Raw genomic sequence first — 14,862 nt, 5'->3', positions numbered from 1 at the left:
ACAATCAGCGAATGGTCACGCGGGGATCGTTCGCCAGAACATCAGCCAATTCGTCCCAACCTTCCTCCGTCTGCAACTGGAACATCTGAAGATACACTGAAGCAACCCCGGCAGGGTATTTTTCAAACAACTGATCCACCGCCTTTTGAAGTTTCTCCTGATCCAACGTATCCGGCAAGACATCCACGACACCATGACCGTTGTGCTCAATGCCAAGAGTGTTCAGGAAATCTACAAGCATGGATTCATGCTTGCGAAGCAGCCACACCTGAAGAAGGTGGTCGCCAATTTCCTCGCTGGGCTTCCAGGAAAGCATTTTTTTCAAGAAAAGGAACTGCTCCTGAAGAGGCTTTTGCTGAATATACTGGGGGCGCAACTTCTTCAGGGCACCCAGTTCACGCACGGCAGCGCGGTAAATGGCGCGTTCCCGATTGCGCATCCAATCCAGAATGTCACTAATCGTTGCTTCGTCTGCCTGCTGGAAAATGTAATAAGCCTTCATCTGTTTGTCGAGTAAGTAGTAAAGGGGTCGTTCGTAATTATCGACATAAACACTAACATCCCCCGCCCTGTCCAGCAAATCTAATGTCACACCCAAAAAACATACAAATCACACATTCCTTTCGGCCTGCATACTTAAGTAACTCATCTTTTTAGGGCAGTAGGTTATTTTGCCCATTTTCACAATCTTGTCGATCAATTTTTTTACAATGCCAGCAAAAAAAGTCTTGCATCGGTTGGGGTGCTGTGGTTAATTCCTGCCACGCTTCACGCCAGACGCCACTGTAGCTCAGCGGTAGAGCAACGCATTCGTAATGCGTGGGTCGTCAGTTCAATCCTGACCAGTGGCTCCATGAAGTGCAACCCGGTCGTGAGACCGGCGGATACATGCCTCCTTAGCTCAGTTGGTAGAGCAGCTGACTCTTAATCAGTTTGTCCACGGTTCGAACCCGTGAGGGGGTACCATCCGCCGATCCGTAACCATCAACGCCTCCTTAGCTCAGTTGGTAGAGCAGCTGACTCTTAATCAGTTTGTCCACGGTTCGAACCCGTGAGGGGGTACCAGATTTCTCAAATCCCCCTTCGCTCTGTTTCAGACCGAAGGGGGATTTTCTTTAGATAATTCTCATAGGATTGAACAAGACCTACCCAAGGCAACGTTGTCAAACCTTCAGGGCATCAACCTGGCGCGGCAACATCCAGCGGTAATAGTCGGCGATCGCATTGTACACGAAATCAAGCCCCGTTTCCACCGCCATAGGAAGAGGCATGCCTTTGGCCAGGGATGCCGTAATCGCAGCTGAAAGAGTACATCCCGTACCGTGCGTACTTACATCCGGAATCCTGGGATGCTTCCATTCGTAAACACGGCTGTCTTGGCCAACAAGAACGTCGATACATTCTCCTTCCAAATGACCGCCCTTCAACAAAATGGCGCATTTGTAACGGTATGCCATCTCACTGGCGGCATCCTTGAGCTGGTCAGGCTCGGTAATGGGAGAAGACCCCAGCAAGGCCGCCGCCTCATCAAGATTGGGAGTTAAAAGCGTCGCCAAAGGCATCAACTCCGCTTCATACACTTCGATGGCCTCCTGCATCATTAGCGGGCTGCCTGCCGTAGCAATCATGACCGGATCAACCACCAGCGGCAACTTCCATTCATACAATTCCGCGGCAAGAACACTGACAATCTGGGGGGAATACAGCATTCCCGTCTTGATCGCCTTCACCGGAAAAGAAGACAGACACAAACGCACCTGGTCGGCCACCATGCTCGTCTCCATTTCTTGGATACCATGCACCTGTCCAGGCACTTCGGATACAACGCAGGTCACTGCCGTCAACGCATGCACCCCCAGGGTGTGCGCCGTTTTGAGATCCGCCTGCAACCCGGCCCCGGCAGAGCAATCGGACCCCGCCACCGTCAGAATAACAGGAGGAGCATCAAGTACGTGCTGAGAATAATTGTCCATACTTTCCTTCTATCATATTTTTCCGGGAATGCATCAAAAAAACAATTCCACACCGTGGACAATCAAACCATTCATGGTATCGTCAAGGCAACATGCAGCCACACCCGGATACCGATACCGACGACCTCCCCGAATTCTGGATTTTTACAGAACCCGGAGCACTTCCTACTTTGGATGAACTTCAGGACGATATGTTTACGATGGACTCATGTGCCCGTCTCAAGTCATCCGGAAAACTGGAAACCCTCCCGGACGGTATCATCGAAGGGGAATGCCTTGACGAACAAGGAGCATCCGGATTCGACGTCTGGTGGGAAGTCCAGATCGTAGATGCCCGCAAAGCTTTCAAAAAAGACCGCCGTGCCCTCCAATCCATCGGCTCATATACCCAGATGCTGATCTTTACCATGGAAGACGATTGTGCTCTCGGTCATGTCTTTACCATGATGCACGCCCTTCTTTCTCTCCGCCCCGGCCTGCTGGCAATTCTGGATGGGGGAAAACAAATCACGCTGGACCGCCGCGATGCCCTCGCCTTCCTCGAAGAAGAAATCAAGGATAACCTCAATTTTTCGGACGAGACCTGAAGCTTCTTCCCATTTCCTCTTCTCCGCTCACCATGGATTCCCTCTCCCCGGAAACCCTGCTCTCCGCCTACTGCGAAGGGTACTTCCCCATGGCCAACCCGACTGCCGGGCCGGCTTCTCCCATTGAATTTTTCTCTCCGGATCCCCGGGCAATCATCCCGCTTGACGAACGTTTCCACATCCCGCACGGTCTTCGCCGCACCTTGAAGAAAAAACCCTTCGAAATCCGCATGGACACCGACTTCCCCAGTGTCATCTCCGCATGCGCCCGCGCCGACAAACCGGAGGAGCAATGGATCGATTCCCGAATCAACCAAGCCTACTGCCGACTCCACGAACTCGGCTTCGCCCACTCCGTGGAATGCTGGGATGCCGAAGGACTCCAAGGCGGCCTTTACGGAGTCGCTATCGGCAGGGCCTTTTTCGGGGAAAGCATGTTTCACCGCAAAACAGATGCCAGTAAAATTGCACTGGTTGCCCTAGTCCGTTTCCTGAGATCCAACAATTTTACCCTGCTCGACACCCAGTGGACAACACCTCACCTAGCCACCTTCGGAACTCTTGAAATACCCAGAAGAAAATACCTCCGCCTCCTGCACGCAGCCATTATAGACAACAACATCTAATTTTCCCCCTAAACCAATATGTCCTCTCGTTTTTTATATAAGTTCAGGTTCCTGTTCTTTCTGGCATTCCTCTTCGCCGTTCTTCATACCTCCGGATATGCATCCACCCAACCCCGGGAACCCATTACGATCGTCTCTACCAACGACATCCACGCCTCTATCGACAATTTTCCTCAACTGGCATCTCTCGTCCAGAATATCAGGAACCAGCATAAAAACGTTCTTCTGATTGATGCCGGCGACAAATTTTCGGGAGATCCCTGTATTGACGATGCGCCTTCCCCCGGATGGCCGATCATGCAATTAATGGGAGAACTGGGCTACAACGTCATGGTCCCCGGCAACCATGCTTTCGACTACGGCTGCGACCAATTCGAAGCCATCTGCCGCCAGGCGGCACACCAGTACCCGTCCCTTCATTTCCTGAGCTCAGACATGCAAGGAAGACGAACACTCCGGGATCTGTACCAGCCTTATATCCTCTTTCCACTGGGAGGAATCAACATCGGTATTATCGGCCTGACGAACGCGGAAAGCTGTTCCCGAGAAAAACTCGGAGGAACTTCCTTCCACATGCCTTCCGACTCCTGGATTCGCAATTTCAAAAAAAATCATAACGTCGATCTTCTTATTCTTGTCAGTCATATGGGAGTCAACAAAGACACTGAAATCGCCCGACATTTTCCGGAAATCGACCTCATCATCGGAGCGCACACGCATACGGCCCTTCTCGCCCCCCTCATTGAAAACGGTGTCGTCATCACCCAGACGGGTTGCAATTTGAAGTACGCAGGCGTCACAACAATCTCCCCTCAGGGAGAAATATCAAACAGCCTTACCGAACTTGCCACCTATCCGGCAAAGGACAAACACTTTCAAACCCTGGTCGACTCCATCAAACAAGCCAACAACACCCAACGAGAAATTGCCACGGCGGCGACCAGACTGGATCCTCCACACCTTGCGGAACTCACCTGCGATGCTATGAAAGAGGCAACGGGAGCCGACATAGCTTTTTATAACATCCGGGGTATTCGCATTAATGAAATCCCCAAGGGACCTATCACCGCCCACCACATCTATGCGGCAGAACCTTTCCATAATACAATCTTCCTTTGTACCATGACGGAAGAGGAGATCAGAGACATGATCCTCAACCGACTTGCCATTGATCGGCAACGCTTTCCCCTTTCACCCAGAATCGACCTCTATTGTTCCGGGCTCTCCTACCACATCACCAATGAGACTCCCCCCTCCATCACCCTTCGTCTGCCTTCCGGCAAGTCCCCCGACGACACACCCCGTTCCTACCAGGTAGCCGTATCAAATTACCTCCTATCTACCTATAGCATTCCAAACAAAAAGGAGGCACGACCAGTAAAAATCACCGTCCGGCAGGCCATCATCGACTACATCGAAGGAAAGACCGTCGCCCAGGATTCCAAGCCGCTTCGCTCTACGATCACGTACAAGCCCGATTAACAGACGGAAACAAGAACTCAGCGTTTGAAATCCGGGCTCTCCAGAATCATCAGAGCCGCCTTCTGACCTATGCGTTCCAATTCGTCTTCGGTCTGAGGGGGATTATCGTCGGTATAGCCCAGTTCCTTCATCGCCTGGGGCATCACTTGGTCGATCCTCTCCAAAATCAACGCGTAGTATTTCTTGAAAATTCCGGAGACGACATCCTCCGTAAACCCGTACTTAATCAGAAGGTCATCCCCTTCTGCAGAAGCCTTCTCTTTTTCCGTCTTCAAACGCTCCAGGGTTTTCCGCGGAACATTGCCGGGCACAGCCTCCAAAAGCTGCCGTGTAATCTTCAAATCCTTGATATGGTTCTTGAGAACATCGTCCGGTACGCCTTCCATATTCAACGAAGCCATGGCATTCACTTCCATTTCCAACATGCGTTCCGAGTACGGACCGGGAATACCCTCTTCCTCTGAGGTTTCGCAATGAAGAGTCAGGCGATAATGAATCGATTCGAAAACAGCATCGTTCATACATCTCTGCAAAGCCATCATCTGCTCGGGAGAAGCCGCCACACCTGCTTCAGTCTTTCCGTCGGACGTTTCCTCCCCGGCAGCCATTGATGGAAGAGCTAAAGCCAGAGCCAGACCTCCGGTCAACAGGGTATTCCTGACCAAAGTATAACCGCCGACATAAAATACGGCGTTTTTGACAAACAAGATATTCATCTCTGAATTGGAGGGCGTTCGGGTTCGAACAACTCTTCTTTTTCCTGAAGGGACTGTTTGAGTTTGTTAAGGTTGGTGACCTTTTTGTACCCCAGTTTCAGTAAATTCTCCCGGGCAAGTTCCGCTCGTTTGCCAGTCTTGCAATAGACAAACACCGGGTAATCCTTGCGAGGCATCATCATGGGAAATATATTACCTACGGATTCACAGGAAATATTAATCGCCCCATCACAATGGCTGGCATTGAATTCCCCCCCCGTCCGCACATCGACCAGCAAAAACCCTTCGTCTGCAAATTCATCCTTAATCTGCGAACGAACAATTTTATCAATCTCCGTAATTTCGCCATTCGTCTTGGAACGTTCTTCCTCCTTGCTCCAAATAAACACGATCGACAAAACAACGACCATGATCAGATAAGGGGAAATATAGAGCTTTTTTTCTAGCATGATCTCACCGGGAAAAGATCGTCGTTTTTCATTTCCAAATCCTCAAGGACATTGTGTACTCCATCTACTACGCTCAGGTACAGGGGTTCCCAGCCCTGAGACATTAAAAGAGAACAGGAAATTCTTTGATTAGTCATCCCTCTCCGCGACGAGGGATGAGCCTCCGTAAAACGAGGCATCGGCCTGTCAACCAAACGGCTCAGAAAGGCATAAACCTCCCGCAAACGCATCGGAGTCATATCAGTAATATTGAAACACCCTCCGGGAATGGCTGCATCCATCAAATGAATCATCGCAGACACGGCATCATCCCGGTGAACATAGTTCACCCACCTATCCGGGTCTCCCGGCAAAGCTTCCCCCTGGAGCATATACTTCTCCACAAGCACACAACGACCGGGACCATATAGGGCCGACAACCGGCCAACTACTCCACCCGCCTTGCGGACGATCAACTCGCCGTCCAGCAGAACGCGGGACTGCGGACGCACGGGGTTTGCGGAATGCTCCTCCGTCACCCACGCTCCATCCGCAACTCCGTACACAGCCGTACTGGAACAGAAAAACAACCGGGCCTCCGGAAACAACCGCACCAAATTCGACACACCTTCCACGTAAATCCTCCGGTACTCATCGACACTCCCGCCCCGAGTACTAACGCTGTACACAATCCATGACGGAGAAAAGCCCTTTCCCTGCAATTCATTTTTCAATCGTTGCAATTCAACAGGATTCCGGACATCAGCCTTATAATCCGCCCGTTCCCCTTGAAGATCCGCCGTCACGACACAATGGTCTCTTTCCCTCAATTCAAGAGCAAGCGAAGAGCCCAAATATCCGGTGCCAATCACAAGTACGCTATTTTTTGGAACTGGGGAAATATTCATGGCTGCATCAGTAGGTCAGATCATGGCTCGCAGAGCCGTCGCCATTGCCAAGTCTCCCGGCAATGTAATTTTCGGATTGGGCCAGGGATTCTGAACCAAAAAGGTCGCCCGTCCCATATGTTCCAACGCGGACACTTCATCCGTCACTAAATCACCCGTTTCAAGAACATGCCGATACGCCTCGCGAATCAGAGCCACATCAAATACCTGCGGAGTCTCCATCGCCCACAGATGTTCCCTGTCAATAAACTCTGCCTGTGAAAAATGCACGTCGTCGGCACGTTTCAACGTATCGACAACAGGATGAGCGCTGGCCGCAGCCCCATGTACCGAAGCTGCCTCAATGCAATTCATCAAATGTTCCTGACGAAGCAACGGCCTGGCGCCATCGTGGATAGCAACCAAAGGAGATTCCCCCTGCAAAGCAGACAAACCGGCAAGCACGGAAAAACAACGTTCGCTTCCTCCATCCACACGCCTCACCGGCACGCCGGGCCGTTCTCCCTCCATCACCCGTACAAAACGATCCTCCGGGCAAACAAGCACAACCTCGCGAATGAGCGGACACTCCAGAAAAACCTCCAGGCTCCGGCGCAATACGCAAGTACCGTCCAACAGAGCCATGAGCTTGTCAAACCCAGCTCTGCGAGAACTGCCTGCAGCTACAATAATAGCGGAACAATCAATCACGGGATAGTTTAGACCTTCGGAAAGTCATTTCTGTTCAGTGCAAAAACAGGGATTGCTCAGGAAAGTCTGGCCCCGATGAGGCTGGAAAGAGTCTTCCCATCCACTCTGCCTTCCGTACGTTCTTTCATCAGTTTCATTACCTGGCCCATATCCTTCTTGGATGAAGCTCCCGTTTCCGCAATCACGGCATCCAGAAGAGCAGTAACTTCTGCCTCGCTCATGGCAGGAGGAAGAAATTGCTGTAAAATGGCAATTTCGGCCTTTTCCTTTTCGGACAAGTCGGAACGTCCGGCCTTTTCATATTGTTCCACGGAATCCTCGCGTTGCTTGATCTGCTTCCGGACAACGGCCAATTCCTCCGGAGCATCCAGAACGGTCGTCAAACTACCCTTTTCAATCGCAGCATTCGTCAAAGCAGCCTTCAAACTCCTTAGCGTGTTCAATCCAATGGAATCCTTGGCCTTCATGGCATCTTTCATCCCAGAGATAATCTGTTCGGACATCTTACTCATAACAGTCGCTATTCAATACAATACAGAGCCGCAATTCAAGACTTCTTCACGGAAAACAAAGGAAATGCGCCCCTGGCAACACGAACCGGTTACCAGAGAAACGCCCGCATGCGATTTTCACATGCGGGCGTTTTTCCAACTTTCTACCTATGAATCAGTTCAATCTCTTCCAAAACCCCGAAAGCTCTCTCCTTCCTCCGGGATTATCCAACTGATATGGGTTGGACACAACCGGAAGGCAATACGTTCATCCTCCAGCAGAGGTACCGTGTCATCCCGGTAACACGGAGAAGCATTAAAACAATTCCGTCTGGAAAAACGAATGGTCGGAATCCGTTCGTACAATCGGAGGCGCATCTTCTTCAATCATCCTCTCCTCCTTCTCCTTTTGGCGGGCTGCTTCCTGCAAACGTGCCATGTGCGATAAGTCTTCCAATGTCACGGGTTTCAACTCAAAGGGATCCACCTCATCCGTCACACCGAGCTCCAACTGCGACACATCGTCCCTGGATGCCTGGGTACGACGAACCGATTTCCTGCGAACGGGGGGCTCCTCATCCCCTCCCCACTTGCTCTCTTCCGGAAAATCCTTCAAATAGGAACCCACCGCACAATCAAAAATAGCATCGCGATCCCAGTGCAAATTCCACTCACGCCCCTTGCGGCAACATATCCTGATATCAGCTTCCAGCATCTCGATCCTGAGAGCGGCGGCAGAATCTCCCTCCTCCAGCGAATACGCAGCAGACCAGACACGGCACAATTCTTTCTTCAGGGGAGAACACACGGCATCGCAATCCACATCAATTAATCCCGTAGAAGCTTCACGTTCATACGCCATGATCTCGCTATCCCAGGAATCGCCGTCGAGTATCCAGTCCAGAAGACTTCCCGCCAACTGAACAAAACGTTCCTTTAATTCCGCAGGAGCCATAGCTGCCACATCCGCACAATCGTGAAGCATCCAATACAGATGGATCTCTGCCGACCGCGCCTGCAGAAAAGACCAGACCTCCCGGTACAATCCCGCCTTATCCCGGAAATAATAGCTGATTGCGGCACTATTAGCCCCGCTCTTTACACTAATATCCTGGTTCGTTACATGGTAGAACCCTCTCCGTCCGAATTCCTCTCCGGCCGCCCTGAGAATCCTGCTTCTCGTCTCTTCTCCGTCACTCCTGATTGGCATATCTTCTTGGGAATAGGCATCAAAAAATTCTCATTCCGTCTTCAACGTATCATCGATCAACTCGCCAAGACGTTCGGCACTCACATTCCCCACCATGTCGCGCAAGCGCATCCCCTCCACGTAAAGTACAGTTTTTGGAACGGCATCCACCCCGTACTCCTGGGCAATCTGAGGGTACTTGTCCGCATCCACCGTCAGTACAAAACAACGCCCTTTCTGAGATTTGGCGTAATTCATCAACGATGTCCGATACTGGGCACATTGGGGACACCATGGAGCATAGAACACAAGCAACACATTACGCCCCGACATCCCGGTTATCTGATTCAGGTCATCTCCCACGTACTCGCTCATCACAACCACTTTCTCTTCCTTGTGATCTCCGATCATTGGCGCGGGAGGGGGAGTAAATGTTCTCTCCAAAGGCTTGGGGGCCGGTTTTTTCTCAGAATACCTGGCACGGCGCTCCTCCGAATCGTCGCATCCGCACAATCCGGCGATCACTACCGCGCTCACACAAGCTGCCAGCCACTGTTTCATGCGCATGAATATGGTCAATACAAAGCAGCATGAAAAGCAAGAAATGACTCGAATCACCGCCCAATTCAGGCATAAAGCATCCATGCCTCACCCTATCGAAACGTCTGTAGAAGGCACACTCCTTCCCTTATTTACCCAATACAGCCTCTCCCATTTCGCAGCATTAGCCGTTGCTGCCATCCTGGGCACATGGGTTATCCGGCATGCCGGAAAGCAAAACCAAGCCGAAAAACACCGTACCGCCCGAATCCTCGGATGGCTTTGCCTAGCCGTTATCCCCGGAGGAGTCCTGGCGACACACTTCACAGTTCCGTCTACCCCATGGGAGGAACTTCTCCCCCTTCATTTCTGCGATATCATGCTCGTCTGCTGCGCCTGGTCCATGTTCAAGCCATACTCTCCCCTCTCAAACTGTACCTACTTCTGTTCCCTGGCCGCCACAGCCCAGGCACTGATAACTCCTTCTCTGGAGTATGATTATCCAACTCCCCTCTATTTTTCATTTTTTACCAGCCACTCGCTCGTCATCCTGTGTGCCTTATTCATCCCCCTTGTTTTTAAATGGGTTCCGAAGTCATCCGGAAAATTTTTGGCGCAACTCTTCGGCATATGCTATCTCATTGCAATTTACCCTATTAATATATTATTGAATACCAATTTTGGATTTGTCCTCCATATTCCCGAATCGGATTCCATCCTTTCTCTCTTCGGCCCTTGGCCATGGTATCTTGTCGTCATGCAAATTCCTGGATTCATTATTATTTTTTTGCTAGACATTCCATTTCATATAATACGTTCCAGACAAATTAATTATGCAACAAAACAAACCCAAAAAAACACGAGTGCCAACATGGAGGCATGAAGAGAGCAATTTTTTGAAGCCATGATACGATATTGAAAAAACATAGTTCCAATCCGTAATTTTTACTTGCATCCTTCACTCAATTTTATATATTTTTCTCATCTCAAACAATTTGTTATGGAAAACGAGAGCAATCAAACCACTAAGGCCAAGCGCTACACAGAAACGGAAAAAGCAGAAATCCTTGATTTCATTGCTAATTTCACGGGACGTGGCGCACAGAAGGCAGCTGCTGAAAAATTCGGAGTCAGCGCAGTAACCATCTCCAATTGGACTAAGGCAGCCAAGAAAAGGCGTGGCCGCAAGCCCGGTTCTAAAAATACAACCGAGCGTTCCAAAAAAATGATCGTTGTCACCAATCCTGATGACCTCCGCCGTCTCGCGGCTGTTATGGAAGAAATCGCGGAACTCGAATCCCTTGTCGAAAAACTTACCGCGCTTCGTGAAGAAGCCGACGCCCTTCGAGCCAAGTTCGTTGGATAATTCCCATCCGATTGGATGACAATTTAAAACTTCCCTTTGCAACTACGGCAAAGGGAAGTTTTTTTATGTCTGCCGATCCCTTTCAACCTTGGGAATATGGTAGCAACACATGCATTTTACATCCCTCCCGTACGGGAATCCCGCTTGCCCTTCGAAAAGCACTTCCCTATAATTAATCACACGTGAGTAACCCACCCGACATAATTCCACCCCGCCGGACAGTGGAAGGCATGTATGCCGACTACTTCATGGACTATGCCTCCTATGTCATTCTGGAACGCGCCGTTCCGCACATCAACGATGGATTCAAACCCGTCCAGAGACGTATCCTGCACTCCATGGAGCGGATGGACGACGGACGTTTCAACAAAGTCGCCAACATCGTCGGCGACACCATGAAATACCATCCCCACGGCGACGCCTCCATCGGAGACGCCCTCGTTACCCTAGGACAAAAAGGATTACTCATCGACACACAGGGAAACTGGGGCAACATCCTCACAGGAGATCCTGCCGCTGCTTCACGATACATAGAAGCGCGCCTCACGCACTTCGCCAAAGAAGTCGTCTACAGCCCCAAAGTCACCGAATGGCAACTCTCATACGACGGACGCAACAAGGAGCCGGTTACACTGCCAGTCAAATTCCCCCTCCTTCTAGCCCAGGGAGCAGAAGGTATTGCCGTTGGACTTTCCTGCAAAATCCTTCCTCACAACTTCAACGAACTCATCGACGCCTCCATTGCCCACCTTCGGGGAGAAGAGTTCACCCTCCTACCCGACTTCCCTACAGGAGGCATCATGGATGCCACGGACTATCGTGATGGAGACCGTGGTACCGGAAGAGTCCGCGTGCGTGCCAGAGTTGAAATAGAAAGCAAAAAAATCCTCCGGATCACGGAAGTTCCCTTCGGTGTCACTACCGATAAATTGATAGAATCCATCGTCGCAGCTGCCGACAAAGGGAAAATCAAAATTCAAAAAGTCGAAGACAACACGGCACAACATGCCGACATCCTCGTCCACCTCCCCCCCGGTAGCGATGCCGAACAGATGCGCCAGGCCCTCTACGCCTTCACCGACTGCGAAGTCAGCATCTCCCCCAATGCCTGCGTCATACGCGACAATAAACCCTACTTCATGGGGGTCAGTGAAATCCTCAAATACAACACAGACAACACCCGGAGCATTCTCCGGCAGGAACTTGAAATCCAGCTCCAGGAGCTCAATCAGGAATGGCACCGTTGCAGTCTGGAACGTATCTTCATCGAAAACCGCATCTATCTGACAATCGAAGATTGCGAAACCTGGGAAAGCGTCCTCGACACCATCGACAACGCCCTCCAACCCTTCATCTCCCACCTCAAGCTCCCCGTTACACGCGACGACATCATTGCCTTAACCGAGATCAAAATCAAACGCATCTCCAAATACGATGCCGACAAGGCGGAGAAAAACCTCCTCCACCTTGAAGAAGACATCGCCAAAACTGAAAAAAACCTCGCCAACCTCACCCGCTACACCATTCGCTGGTTCGAGAACATCCGTAAAAAATACGGAGCCGCCTTCCCCAGAAAAACCCGTCTGGAAGCATTCGGTACCGTCGACCGCGCCCAAGTTGCCGCCGCATTGGAAACTCTCTACCTCGACGAAGAAGGTTTCGCCGGATTCGGCGTCAAAAAAGGCGAACCCATTTGCAAGTGCTCATCCCTTGATGACGTCCTCATCATTGATGCCGATTGCGTCCTGAAAGTAGTCCGCATTCAGGAAAAATTCTTTGCCGGGAAAAACCCGCTCTACATCAATATCCTTCGCAAAGACGACGATCCCGTCTTCAACCTCATGTACCGGGATGGTCGTAACGGTCCCCTGTACGCCAAACGCTTCAAGATCGGAGGATTTACCCGTGACAAGGAATACCCTTTAACCAAAGGGACCAAAGGTACGCGTATCTTTCACTTCAGCGTACACGCCACGGAAGAAGACAGCGCCGCCATCAGCGTCAACGTCTATCTAAAAGCCGTTCTCAAACTGCGCAACCTCGTCCGGTCCTATTCTTTCGGCGAACTCCGCATCAAAAACCGTAATGCGCAAGGCAACATCGTCATCAAACACCAGGTAGACCGAGTCTCTCGCATCATGGCGCCATCCAAACAACAGGAAGACAGCCCGGCAACTCCCGCTTCCCCAGTCCCTGCTCAATCGCAAATCCCTCCTCCCTCCGCATCTTCGTCGGAAGAACATCCTGAAGATTCTTCTCAGGATACATCTCCCCCCATGACACAGGGATCTCTCTTCTGATTTTGACAACGAATTCCCTTGCCAAACTAATTACAGCCACTATATTGTTTCCCACATAAGTCATGCCGATTTAGCTCAGGGGTAGAGCACCCGCCTTGTAAGCGGACGGTCGTCGGTTCAAATCCGACAATCGGCTCCATTTATAACCCTCATAAGCACAAACGCTTATGAGGGTTTCTTTTTTGATTTCACTTGGTAAATATCGTCTCACTTTCAGAATCAGACTAGTTCTAGAACACCTGAAACCATCCCCATACTTTTTCTCAGCTTCTCAACACAACAAGAGGAAAGGAAGGAGACAAATAAAACGGGAAGCTCTCTTGCCGAACATATCTTCTGCATTTATAAACAGCCTTGAATGAATGCTATGATTATTTTTGGAGCAGTACTGACTCTCTATGTTTTTTGGAGAGGAATCATGCCGTTGAAAATCAAAAGAATCTGGAAAACAGGACTCCTTTTGGTACTAGCCGCCGTAGCTTTCAAATTCTATCTACTTGGTCTTATCGGTGGTCCTATGTTTTTTGCGCCGGATCTTCCCAAAAGTTTTCTGATGATCACAACCTGGTTGTTTGCCACCTTGTTCATCTTTTTTTTCCTGCTTCTGGCTGCTAATATTCTCAACGGATGTTGTCACTTGTTGCGTCTTTGTTTCCGCCGCAGAGGAAAGGCCAAGTTCCCATTTGCCAGTAACCATGCCAATCTGGTGCTGCTGATCCTATCTCTCATCCTGGCAACATTCGGCATCATCAATGGTACCAGCGTGCCTAATGTCCGGGAAGAAACGGTCTTCCTCAAGCATCTGCCCCTGGAAGCGGAGGGCATGACTATTGCCGTACTGGCCGATCTGCATGCGGACAGTATAACCCGAGCCGACCGCATCCAGTCTATCGTCGATCGAGCCAATGCTTGCAAACCGGATCTGACCGTCATTGTCGGAGACTTTGTAGACGGACCGGTCAATATCCGTGGCAGGGATCTTCTCCCCCTTCAGAATCTTTCCGCTCGGTATGGTGTATACGGCGTTCCGGGCAATCACGAATATTATTCAGGATACGATCAATGGATGGATTTTCTCTCCTGTTTGGGTATCAAAATGCTTCCGAATGAGCATGTACTCGTCGGTACGGGTAAGGCCGGAATTGTACTGGCGGGCGTTACCGACCCTACAGCAGGTCGTACAGGACATCCACAGCCTTCCATCGAACAGGCGTTGAACGACGCACCGCACTATATGACCAGAATCCTTCTCTCCCATCAGCCCCGACTAGCACCCGAGGCTTCCCGAAACGGAGTGGACCTGCAAATTTCAGGACATACCCATGGGGGAATGATCGTCGGAGTAAACCGTATTGTAGCCGGATTCAATGCCGGTTACGTCTCCGGTTCATACCATGTCGGCGACATGGTATTGTTTGTCTCAAACGGATCAGGGATTTGGAACGGCTTTCCAATACGTCTCGGAGTACCGTCCGAAATCGTCATTCTTCGCCTGAAAAAAGCCTGAGTGTCTCCCTTCCCAAAAAAATCCGGGCTGTTCTCTGCACATCACGGCAGAAACAGCCC

Annotated in this window: 16 protein-coding genes and 4 tRNA genes; 11 read left to right on the top strand and 9 right to left on the bottom strand. The window is 50.6% G+C overall.

Going from position 1 to position 14,862, the window contains the following annotated elements; all coding sequences use genetic code 11:
* Positions 1 to 4: 4 nt before the first annotated feature.
* Entirely contained in the window at positions 5 to 592 is a 588-nt protein-coding gene (locus QET40_RS07330; protein WP_280126516.1) for a hypothetical protein, read from the bottom strand.
* 187 nt (positions 593 to 779) lie between these two features.
* Between QET40_RS07330 and QET40_RS07325 the strand changes: the two genes are divergently transcribed.
* The 3 genes from QET40_RS07325 (at position 780) to QET40_RS07315 (ending at position 1,065) form a co-directional block, all read left to right on the top strand.
* Positions 780 to 854 (top strand) — tRNA-Thr (locus tag QET40_RS07325).
* A gap of 36 nt (positions 855 to 890) precedes the next feature.
* Positions 891 to 966, top strand: a tRNA-Lys gene (locus QET40_RS07320).
* A gap of 23 nt (positions 967 to 989) precedes the next feature.
* Positions 990 to 1,065 (top strand) — tRNA-Lys (locus tag QET40_RS07315).
* A 98-nt stretch (positions 1,066 to 1,163) separates the two neighbouring features.
* Here the strand turns inward: QET40_RS07315 and thiD are convergent.
* Complete coding sequence (thiD, locus tag QET40_RS07310) at positions 1,164 to 1,973, bottom strand: bifunctional hydroxymethylpyrimidine kinase/phosphomethylpyrimidine kinase (protein WP_280126515.1); 810 nt, start codon at positions 1,971 to 1,973, stop codon at positions 1,164 to 1,166.
* A 92-nt stretch (positions 1,974 to 2,065) separates the two neighbouring features.
* On the opposite strand from thiD, the gene QET40_RS07305 reads away from it, so the two are divergent.
* The 3 genes from QET40_RS07305 to QET40_RS07295 are packed head-to-tail and all read left to right on the top strand — an operon-like array spanning position 2,066 to position 4,668.
* Positions 2,066 to 2,560, top strand: a complete 495-nt coding sequence (locus tag QET40_RS07305) for a hypothetical protein (protein WP_280126514.1) — start codon at positions 2,066 to 2,068, stop codon at positions 2,558 to 2,560.
* 32 nt (positions 2,561 to 2,592) lie between these two features.
* A complete protein-coding gene (aat, locus tag QET40_RS07300; protein WP_280126513.1) occupies positions 2,593 to 3,186 on the top strand; it encodes a leucyl/phenylalanyl-tRNA--protein transferase in 594 nt (197 codons plus the stop codon).
* An 18-nt stretch (positions 3,187 to 3,204) separates the two neighbouring features.
* Complete coding sequence (locus tag QET40_RS07295; RefSeq protein WP_280126512.1) at positions 3,205 to 4,668, top strand: 5'-nucleotidase C-terminal domain-containing protein; 1,464 nt, start codon at positions 3,205 to 3,207, stop codon at positions 4,666 to 4,668.
* 17 nt (positions 4,669 to 4,685) lie between these two features.
* Here QET40_RS07295 and QET40_RS07290 read toward each other — a convergent pair whose 3' ends face one another.
* From QET40_RS07290 to QET40_RS07260, 7 genes are all read right to left on the bottom strand, one after another.
* Positions 4,686 to 5,384 carry a hypothetical protein gene (locus QET40_RS07290; protein WP_280126511.1) on the bottom strand — a complete coding sequence of 233 codons (699 nt, stop codon included), beginning with the start codon at positions 5,382 to 5,384 and terminating at the stop codon, positions 4,686 to 4,688.
* Complete coding sequence (locus QET40_RS07285; protein ID WP_280126510.1) at positions 5,381 to 5,833, bottom strand: rhodanese-like domain-containing protein; 453 nt, start codon at positions 5,831 to 5,833, stop codon at positions 5,381 to 5,383. The genes QET40_RS07290 and QET40_RS07285 overlap by 4 nt, the downstream gene beginning before the upstream one ends.
* On the bottom strand, positions 5,827 to 6,720 hold the full coding sequence (locus QET40_RS07280) for an NAD-dependent epimerase/dehydratase family protein (protein WP_280126509.1): 894 nt from the start codon (positions 6,718 to 6,720) through the stop codon (positions 5,827 to 5,829). The genes QET40_RS07285 and QET40_RS07280 overlap by 7 nt, the downstream gene beginning before the upstream one ends.
* Before the next feature lie 15 nt (positions 6,721 to 6,735).
* Entirely contained in the window at positions 6,736 to 7,410 is a 675-nt protein-coding gene (ispD, locus tag QET40_RS07275) for a 2-C-methyl-D-erythritol 4-phosphate cytidylyltransferase (protein WP_280126508.1), read from the bottom strand.
* A 56-nt stretch (positions 7,411 to 7,466) separates the two neighbouring features.
* Entirely contained in the window at positions 7,467 to 7,922 is a 456-nt protein-coding gene (locus QET40_RS07270) for a GatB/YqeY domain-containing protein (RefSeq protein WP_280126507.1), read from the bottom strand.
* 295 nt (positions 7,923 to 8,217) lie between these two features.
* Positions 8,218 to 9,111, bottom strand: a complete 894-nt coding sequence (locus QET40_RS07265) for a TetR family transcriptional regulator (protein ID WP_280126506.1) — start codon at positions 9,109 to 9,111, stop codon at positions 8,218 to 8,220.
* Between the two features lie 30 nt (positions 9,112 to 9,141).
* Positions 9,142 to 9,657: a thioredoxin family protein gene (locus QET40_RS07260; RefSeq protein ID WP_280126505.1), complete on the bottom strand. Its 516-nt coding sequence runs from the start codon at positions 9,655 to 9,657 to the stop codon at positions 9,142 to 9,144.
* Between the two features lie 76 nt (positions 9,658 to 9,733).
* Here QET40_RS07260 and QET40_RS07255 point away from each other — a divergent pair, with 76 nt between their 5' ends.
* The 5 genes from QET40_RS07255 to QET40_RS07235 all read left to right on the top strand — a co-directional run bounded on the left by QET40_RS07255 (position 9,734) and on the right by QET40_RS07235 (position 14,803).
* Complete coding sequence (locus QET40_RS07255; RefSeq protein ID WP_280126504.1) at positions 9,734 to 10,513, top strand: TIGR02206 family membrane protein; 780 nt, start codon at positions 9,734 to 9,736, stop codon at positions 10,511 to 10,513.
* A gap of 117 nt (positions 10,514 to 10,630) precedes the next feature.
* Positions 10,631 to 10,996 (top strand): hypothetical protein, encoded by a 366-nt coding sequence (locus QET40_RS07250; RefSeq protein ID WP_280126503.1) that lies wholly within the window; start codon positions 10,631 to 10,633, stop codon positions 10,994 to 10,996.
* 182 nt (positions 10,997 to 11,178) lie between these two features.
* Positions 11,179 to 13,296, top strand: a complete 2,118-nt coding sequence (locus QET40_RS07245) for a DNA gyrase/topoisomerase IV subunit A (RefSeq protein ID WP_280126502.1) — start codon at positions 11,179 to 11,181, stop codon at positions 13,294 to 13,296.
* A 64-nt stretch (positions 13,297 to 13,360) separates the two neighbouring features.
* Positions 13,361 to 13,435 (top strand) — tRNA-Thr (locus QET40_RS07240).
* A 279-nt stretch (positions 13,436 to 13,714) separates the two neighbouring features.
* Complete coding sequence (locus QET40_RS07235; protein WP_280126501.1) at positions 13,715 to 14,803, top strand: metallophosphoesterase; 1,089 nt, start codon at positions 13,715 to 13,717, stop codon at positions 14,801 to 14,803.
* Positions 14,804 to 14,862 lie beyond the last annotated feature (59 nt).

It is taken from the genome of Akkermansia sp. N21169, assembly GCF_029854675.1.
GTDB lineage: Bacteria > Verrucomicrobiota > Verrucomicrobiia > Verrucomicrobiales > Akkermansiaceae > Akkermansia.
This window is presented reverse-complemented; position numbering and strand designations above follow the sequence as displayed.

Bases quoted from the DNA above. Each gene is read 5' to 3' on its own strand.
- thiD (WP_280126515.1), bottom strand. From the start codon at position 1,973: ATGGACAATTATTCTCAGCACGTACTTGATGCTCCTCCTGTTATTCTG.
- QET40_RS07305 (WP_280126514.1), top strand. From the start codon at position 2,066: ATGCAGCCACACCCGGATACCGATACCGACGACCTCCCCGAATTCTGG.
- aat (WP_280126513.1), top strand. From the start codon at position 2,593: ATGGATTCCCTCTCCCCGGAAACCCTGCTCTCCGCCTACTGCGAAGGG.
- QET40_RS07295 (WP_280126512.1), top strand. From the start codon at position 3,205: ATGTCCTCTCGTTTTTTATATAAGTTCAGGTTCCTGTTCTTTCTGGCA.
- QET40_RS07290 (WP_280126511.1), bottom strand. From the start codon at position 5,384: ATGAATATCTTGTTTGTCAAAAACGCCGTATTTTATGTCGGCGGTTAT.
- QET40_RS07285 (WP_280126510.1), bottom strand. From the start codon at position 5,833: ATGCTAGAAAAAAAGCTCTATATTTCCCCTTATCTGATCATGGTCGTT.
- QET40_RS07280 (WP_280126509.1), bottom strand. From the start codon at position 6,720: ATGAATATTTCCCCAGTTCCAAAAAATAGCGTACTTGTGATTGGCACC.
- QET40_RS07270 (WP_280126507.1), bottom strand. From the start codon at position 7,922: ATGAGTAAGATGTCCGAACAGATTATCTCTGGGATGAAAGATGCCATG.
- QET40_RS07265 (WP_280126506.1), bottom strand. From the start codon at position 9,111: ATGCCAATCAGGAGTGACGGAGAAGAGACGAGAAGCAGGATTCTCAGG.
- QET40_RS07260 (WP_280126505.1), bottom strand. From the start codon at position 9,657: ATGCGCATGAAACAGTGGCTGGCAGCTTGTGTGAGCGCGGTAGTGATC.
- QET40_RS07255 (WP_280126504.1), top strand. From the start codon at position 9,734: ATGCCTCACCCTATCGAAACGTCTGTAGAAGGCACACTCCTTCCCTTA.
- QET40_RS07250 (WP_280126503.1), top strand. From the start codon at position 10,631: ATGGAAAACGAGAGCAATCAAACCACTAAGGCCAAGCGCTACACAGAA.
- QET40_RS07235 (WP_280126501.1), top strand. From the start codon at position 13,715: ATGCCGTTGAAAATCAAAAGAATCTGGAAAACAGGACTCCTTTTGGTA.